This window comes from Companilactobacillus halodurans (assembly GCF_009600985.1).
GTDB lineage: Bacteria > Bacillota > Bacilli > Lactobacillales > Lactobacillaceae > Companilactobacillus > Companilactobacillus halodurans.
Genome location: NZ_VDFP01000040.1, coordinates 1 through 6,961, shown reverse-complemented (window position 1 = coordinate 6,961; position 6,961 = coordinate 1). Strand labels below are relative to the sequence as shown.

Annotated in this window: 7 protein-coding genes and 2 pseudogenes; 3 read left to right on the top strand and 6 right to left on the bottom strand. The window is 37.8% G+C overall.

Annotation, left to right across the window (positions count from 1 at the left end; translation table 11 throughout):
• Nucleotides 1-402 (top strand): annotated as a pseudogene (locus tag FHL06_RS14390) (hypothetical protein); the annotation flags it as partial.
• Between the two features lie 11 nt (nt 403-413).
• Here the strand turns inward: FHL06_RS14390 and FHL06_RS11775 are convergent.
• On the bottom strand, nt 414-734 hold the full coding sequence (locus FHL06_RS11775; RefSeq protein WP_153386778.1) for a hypothetical protein: 321 nt from the start codon (nt 732-734) through the stop codon (nt 414-416).
• An 84-nt stretch (nt 735-818) separates the two neighbouring features.
• Nucleotides 819-1,226 (bottom strand): hypothetical protein, encoded by a 408-nt coding sequence (locus FHL06_RS11770; RefSeq protein ID WP_153386776.1) that lies wholly within the window; start codon nt 1,224-1,226, stop codon nt 819-821.
• Between the two features lie 232 nt (nt 1,227-1,458).
• Here FHL06_RS11770 and FHL06_RS11765 point away from each other — a divergent pair, with 232 nt between their 5' ends.
• A complete protein-coding gene (locus tag FHL06_RS11765) occupies nt 1,459-2,730 on the top strand; it encodes an ISL3 family transposase (RefSeq protein WP_153386775.1) in 1,272 nt (423 codons plus the stop codon).
• Nucleotides 2,731-3,014: 284 nt separating this feature from the next.
• On the opposite strand, the gene FHL06_RS11760 is transcribed toward FHL06_RS11765, so the two are convergent.
• The 4 genes and pseudogenes from FHL06_RS11760 to FHL06_RS15165 all read right to left on the bottom strand — a co-directional run.
• Nucleotides 3,015-4,220: an NAD(P)/FAD-dependent oxidoreductase gene (locus FHL06_RS11760; RefSeq protein ID WP_153386773.1), complete on the bottom strand. Its 1,206-nt coding sequence runs from the start codon at nt 4,218-4,220 to the stop codon at nt 3,015-3,017.
• Between the two features lie 359 nt (nt 4,221-4,579).
• Nucleotides 4,580-5,164 (bottom strand): recombinase family protein, encoded by a 585-nt coding sequence (locus FHL06_RS11755; protein WP_102197006.1) that lies wholly within the window; start codon nt 5,162-5,164, stop codon nt 4,580-4,582.
• 409 nt (nt 5,165-5,573) lie between these two features.
• Nucleotides 5,574-6,452, bottom strand: coding sequence for an IS3 family transposase (locus FHL06_RS11750; protein ID WP_337692563.1), 879 nt, complete (start codon nt 6,450-6,452; stop codon nt 5,574-5,576).
• 17 nt (nt 6,453-6,469) lie between these two features.
• A pseudogene (locus FHL06_RS15165) lies at nt 6,470-6,691 on the bottom strand (helix-turn-helix domain-containing protein); the annotation flags it as partial.
• A 114-nt stretch (nt 6,692-6,805) separates the two neighbouring features.
• Here FHL06_RS15165 and FHL06_RS11740 point away from each other — a divergent pair.
• On the top strand, nt 6,806-6,961 hold a 156-nt coding region (locus FHL06_RS11740), incomplete at its 3' end, for a helix-turn-helix domain-containing protein (RefSeq protein ID WP_420360972.1).

The window sequence follows — 6,961 nt, the reverse complement described above, 5'->3', positions numbered from 1 at the left end:
AGACAAACAACTCCAGAATACAAATCTATCCAAAAAAATCTTAACCAAAAATTCAATCAAAATGGACGCGTTGTAACGATTAAAACCGAACAAAACATCAATGATAGTACCAGTAGGCATCCCCACTCTGTAGTGGTCATTCGTTTGACTGACAAACAAACGCAGAAGTATCTGAAGACTTCTTACGAAGCTGTACAATCTGGACAGGCAACTGATGACCAAAAAATGTATGTTTATTCAATTCAAGATATAGTTTCCAAACAGGCAAAAAAGCTAGATAACAATTATGATGTTATCCAATTTGTCTATAAAGATGGCAAAAAATTTATTCCCGTTGCTAGTTCACAAAAAAATAAATTTCTCATTAAACCGGTAAAACTAAAAAATCAAACAAATTCATAACTGAAATTTTTTTATATAAATGGATCTTGACTTCCCATATAGTACCCTTCGTCAAAACCAGCATCATAATCTGAATTGCCTAACTCAGATCCACCGCTATTATGAGGATGGTTCTTATTTTGCCGATGAATAATAAACCAGATAACCAATCCAACGATTATCCCTAATACAAGCAAAACCCCATTAACAATATTTTTAATATCATAATAGCTTTTCGAGTATATGAACTCTTTATTATCAGCAACCTTTTTCAACTTTGGTTCTAATCTTTCTGCTAGATCAAATAAAGCTTCCATTCTCTGTGTGGTGGTTCCATCAGTTAAATTATTCATTCCAATCTTAATCTTCCAAAACATTAGGTCCGTAATATATGAACTTGATTGATCACTAGGATCAAAATAAACCCGGTTATTCTTTCAATCGTAGACCAAATAATTGTTTTTCCAATCTGGTATACCATTTTCATCCGAATCAATATCGTAATAATGATTATGTCCATATAAAACTTCACCAGTTTTATTAACTATATCTTCTGGTATTCCTTTAGTTTTAGGATCATTATCAGTTAAATAATTAAAGCGTCTTATACTATCATTATCACTCAATACTAAAATATATAATCTTTGCGGATTAGGCCCCGTTTCAATTTGATCATTGATATCTTCCAGTTTTTCATACTGTTGATTAGTAACTACTTCTTGATCTTCATATATATAATCCCCGACATTAGGACCACCTAGTCCTGCAGCTTGTATAACAGTTACTGAACTGGCACATCCTAGCAAAACCGCTATCCCCAAAAGAAAAGCCTTAATTTTCAACATAATTCTCCCCCGAATCACTGTCTAACTGTCTAATTAAGACTTTAGCACTGTCATTCAACTAGTAAAGACAAAAAAACGGCTGTACGATAAATAGAGTTGATAGGCATTTTGCCATCAACTCTATTTTTGTATACCATTTATTAATAAAACTATTTTAGAACATCAAAAAGACACCATCCATACCTTTAGATGTTCTACCCTCTACAGCTTCACAATGAAAGGAATTTGAATGATGTCCCTAAGTAATAAGTCTATACGAAACGCTCTTGAAATGAAAGATGAGAATATTATCTTTACTGAAGACTCAAAATTTATGTTAGTTAATGGCATCAAGTCCTTAGTCTATTTTGCAATGCTAACTAAACAGATTGACCGTTGTCTTAACTGTGGCCTTGCAGGCCACTTAGTTAAGAATGGATTTAATAAAAATATGATAGTCGTTCCATCATTATCATTACGTCCAACGTATATAAGTCTGAAACGTCAAAAGTATAAATGTAAATCTTGTAACTCTATCTTTGTAGCCAAAACTAGTTATGTTTGGGAATATTGTCAAATCGCACAACCTGTTAGACAAATGATCTTATCAGAAACTGCTTTTAATACATCATTGAAGGATATCGGCAGACGTTTTAACGTCTCCGATAAGACCGTTCAACGTATCATCGATGAAGAAGCCAAGATGCACAAGAAATCACTTCCTGAACATCTTCCTAAGCACATGGCATTTGATGAATTTATGTCTACTGACAAGATGAGCTTTATTTGGTTAGATAGCGATAATCATCGTACGGGTGATATCTTGCCCAGAAGAACTTCATATCAAATCAGTAAATACTTCAGTCGATTTCCTTTGAAAGTCAGAAGACAGGTAAAAACTATTTCTTTGGATTTAAATGCCGGATACATTAATTTAGTACCAAAGTTGTTTCCAAAGGCCAAAGTCGTTGTTGATAGATTTCATATCGTTCAGATGATGAATCGTTCTCTCAATTCAACTAGAATACAGGTAATGAAACGAATGCCTAAAAGAAGTAAAGAATACTTGTTCATGAAGAGAGATTGGAAAAAATTCTTGGAATCATTCGATTCCATCGAAAAGATAAACCCTAAGTATCAGTACAGTGTTGGTTATTATGAAACGGATCTAAATTTAATCACAAAGTGTTTAGATTTGGACGAAGGTTTCGCCAAGTCCTACGAAGTATATCAAGATATTTTAAAGGCTATTAGAACAGGCGATACTGATACAATGAATCAGATACTACTCAATTATCATCCACTCAATACCGCTATGGATCAAACAATGACATCATTAAGAAAATATCGTAAACAAGTATTAAATGCACTGAAGCTTAAATATTCCAACGGATTTTTAGAGGGAATCATTGGAAGAACAAAAAAGATAAAAAGTAGTGCCTATGGATATCGTAGTTGGAACAACTTTACTGAATGTATAAATATTCAAATGTTTTGGCTTCGAGCAAGCTCATCAGCCAAATAAAAAAGCAGCTAGACCATTTATGGTCTAACTGTTAACTTGAACCGCCATCAACTTGATTTGACGAACAGCCGAAAACAAAAGGCATGACTCCCTGCGAATACAGGGAACATGCCTTAGCAGTTTAAAAATATTCAATTTTGTCTAACTTTTGTGTTGCACTTCATGCACTTTAAAATGACTCAAGGCTAGTTTTTATTTGCTACTGAGCCATCGTTAATGATGGCCATTTTGTTCTAAAGTACATTCGTGATGACGCAATGATTCACCGATATCTCATCCAGATACTAAGCCTTCTTCTCTCGAATGGAGCCCACCAGATCATCTGTAGCTGGAGCGTTCGCAAGCAATGCGCGAACATCATCAAGATTCACCTTAACATTCCAAACTAAAACACCAACTAACTTATCGGTATCTATGAAATAGACAAGCGATCCATGCGTTCGCCGATCAAAAATCAATTGCAATTTAGGATCAATATTACCGATTGCTTGCCAGGAAATATCAAAAATCATGGAATAGAAGTATGGGGTATGCTGATAGCTCATGTGAGCACCTGCCATATTACGGCCAACTAATTCACCAGAAAGTCGGGCATGGTCCACGTGCTCAATCCGTTGCCGACCCAAGATGTGATCTGGATAAGAGACAATATCTCCAGCAGACCAGATGGCTGGGTCACTAGTATTGAGATACTCATTAACTTTCACACCACCATCAGCTAAATCCAAACAACTGTCTTCAGCTAAACTAATCCGCGGCGTAACGCCTAACCCAACAATGATCGTATCGGCTGCGATCGCCGTACCATCCTTTGTCAATAGAGTCAAGTGGTCACCTTGGCGTTGATATGATTGGACAAACTGATCACTCATCAGTGTGACACCATTGCGTTTGAACGTGGCTTCATACTCAGTCCGAATAGGCTCAGGAAATTTACCCTCACCCAGCGCTTTTTCTGGAAAAATCATCGTAACTTCAGTCTCATTTTGGGTCAGTGACGATGCGAGCTCTGTACCAACATATCCACCACCAATGATCACAACTCGCTTGTTCGGACCACTAAATTTACGTAACTTGCGATAATCTGACCACTGTCTAAAGACTAGCACATGTGGATCAGAAGGTCCCTGGATTTGTCTAGGTTCTCCGCCAGTTGCTAGCAATAGCTGTTCATACTTGATTTGCTCACTATCGGCCAATGTAATGACCTTATCTTGCCGATTAATAGCCGTAACCGTTGTCTTGAACTTAAAAGTCACATTGGGATAATTTTCAGCACCAATCTGAATGTTCTCTTCAGTAAATTCATCATCTAGCCATAGTTTTTTACTCAGTGCCGGTCGTTCATATGGGACATCCGCCTCTTGCGAAATAATTAAGATCTCACCCTCTGAATCTTCCTGTCGAATTCCCTTGACGGCATAGCCAGCAACCACTCCGCCACCAACAATGACGTATCGATAGCTGTTTGTCTGATCCAAATCACTCATCTAATCGCCTCCATAACTTTACTTTTTCTAGGATCATTGTAATATAAAAACGCCATGATTCGAAAAATAACGCTCAGAATTGTCAATCGTTGCTTGCTTTTATCAGAATAATAATTTTATTTACATACTGCTACAAAGCTATCAAATATCACTATGATCCAGATTTAGAATTGCGGATAACACAGCATAAAATAATATTATTTTAATTAAAAAACCTCAATTTTTAAGGTAATCATTTTTGATTTTAATTTGAAGTAACAATATTCGAAGAGTTGTCATTTTTCTTGGTCATTTCTCGGATTTTAGTGGAGTTAGAAGTTTCAAGTGGTCCGCTCTGCTATGATTCTCTCATGTAAACATCATCTTTGTATATTGAATTTCTTTCGATATCTGATAAAGGTCGTCCGTTTAATCCCTGTATTACGGGCAACATCTACATCACTCATACCCGTTTGATAAAGCTTAAAAGCGTGTTGCAAGCGGGGATCGTCTTGGGTGTATTGGGGTTTGCGCCCATGATATTTACCCTGCTGCTTAGCTAAGGCAATCCCTTGTTGCTGACGTTCGATGATCCGCTTACGTTCACTTTCAGCTTGGTATTTATAAAGTTCAATAATGAGGTTGGTCATGAGTTGACGTAAATTGGGGTCAGCAATCCCTGTCATGGACGGCAAATTCAACACATCTAGGGTGGCACCCTTATTTTGAATGGAGTTCATGATCTTAGTCAAATCATGGTTGTTTCTGCCTAAGCGATCTAATTCAGTGACCAGGACAATATCTCCCTCACGAATATAGGCCAGCATTTTTTGCAGTTCTGGCCGATTAGTGTTAGCCCCACTTAATTTATCCGTAAATAATTTATCAACGTCTTTTAAAGCCGCTAACTGTCGATCTAAATGTTGCTCCTTGGAACTCACACGCGCATAACCGATTTTAGCCATTTCCAGTTCTCCTTTTGGACAGTTCTAATGAACACTTGTAATTCCTAGTATAGCACAGAAATAAAAAAGGCCATTAGGGTACACTCTATTGTTACATCTATACTGTTGGTTTAATTTTATAATATAGCTTATAAATTTGATTTGAACTCTAATCCGGATTAAACAAATTAAAGTGTAATAGTTCACACGTTAGCACTATTAACCTCCACTTAAGGCAAGTTTTTATATCTTTTAAAGGAACCATAAATAATTATATTCCGTTACATTATTAAGGTAGCGTCAAGAATTGGATTGAAGTAAATATTTGAGACAGATTTTAAGAGACATTCAGAACCGCGTTTACCTTCCACAGCTCAAATAAATCATTAATCGCGATTAATAACTTATTTGAACCCTGGAAAGCATTAAATCAGGCGGCCATTTGGCTCGTAAGCGTTGCAATTTCAACTTGTAAGGGGGTCTGGTAGCCCAGTGAACTATGAATTCTCTTCCTATTGTAGAAAGCATGCACATATTCAAAAAGGACGGCAGCGGCAGTTTCATAATCTTCAAAGACCGGCACTGGATAAACCCATTCCTTTTTGAGGGAAGCGTGAAAGGATTCCATTGGCGCATTATCATACGGACAACCCTTACGGCTGTATGAGTGGCGGATATGTAGTTCAGTTAAACGTTGATTGTAATCATCGCTGGTATACTGTGATCCTAAATCAGTATGGATAATCAGGTCCCCAGTAATGGTTCGATTTTTAACCGCGCTTTCCAGGGTCTTTAAGACTAAATCAGTACCCATCTTTTTTGAGAACGAATAGCCGATAATCCGTCGTGAGTGCAGGTCCATGATGGTTGATAAGTAACACCAGCCATTACGCTTCGTTTGAATATAGGTCATATCAGCGGTCCATTTTTGATTTAAACCAGTGGTCGAGAAATCCTGCTTAAGCAAGTTGGGACGCTGTTCAACCTTGGTTTTGGAAGCCGAAGCCGCTTTCCACTTATTGACGGTAACGGAGTGGATATCCAGTTCCTTCATGAGCCGGGAAATCCGTTGTGGACTGCACCGAAGCTGCAGTGGTTGAAGTTCCAGATTCAATTCATGGTGGATCTTCATAACACCGTATCGCTGCTTAAATTCCGCAAAGATCCGCAGAATCCGTTGTTTCAAGTCCGCATCTTCGACCCGGCGTTTTGAAGGTTTGGGGGATCGATAACGATAATACTGAGCTCTGGAAACACCGAGGATTCGGCACATCTTAGTTACCTGGTGGTGATGGCTTTCTTGGTGAATGTAATCAAAAATATTGGTTACTTCTGCGCAAGGAAGCCCAGGGCTTTTTTTAGGATTTCGTTCTCCTCAGACAGGGAAGCCAGTCGCTTTTCCATCGCTTTGATTTCGTCTGGCGATTTACCGGATTGAGTTTTGGCCTGGCCCTGGATCCACTTATGAACTGTTGAATAGCCAATGCCATATTCTCTGGCCAGTTGGGCAGCTGATTCGCCTTGCTTATATAGGTTGATAATGTTTTGTTTGAATTCTTTGCGCGCGTTTTATAATCAAGTTAGCCAAATACTTTTAGCTAATTGATAAAATAAAAAACACCAAGACAAATCTCTGTTATCATTGATGTTCCTACACAAACAATGAAAGAGGTTATTGTCTTGATGCAAGAACAGAATACCACAGTCAGAAAAAAAGGTCAGCACCTAACTTCGTTTGAACGAGGCAGAATTGCTACGCTGCACAGCCAAGGCTATTCCAATCGTGCAATTGCCAGAGCGCTTAATGTTTGTCATCAA

Excerpts from the sequence above, each read along its gene's own strand:
- FHL06_RS11755 (WP_102197006.1), bottom strand. The coding sequence starts at position 5,164 with ATGGCTAAAATCGGTTATGCGCGTGTGAGTTCCAAGGAGCAACATTTA.
- FHL06_RS11770 (WP_153386776.1), bottom strand. The coding sequence starts at position 1,226 with ATGTTGAAAATTAAGGCTTTTCTTTTGGGGATAGCGGTTTTGCTAGGA.
- FHL06_RS11760 (WP_153386773.1), bottom strand. The coding sequence starts at position 4,220 with ATGAGTGATTTGGATCAGACAAACAGCTATCGATACGTCATTGTTGGT.
- FHL06_RS11775 (WP_153386778.1), bottom strand. The coding sequence starts at position 734 with ATGAATAATTTAACTGATGGAACCACCACACAGAGAATGGAAGCTTTA.
- FHL06_RS11765 (WP_153386775.1), top strand. The coding sequence starts at position 1,459 with ATGTCCCTAAGTAATAAGTCTATACGAAACGCTCTTGAAATGAAAGAT.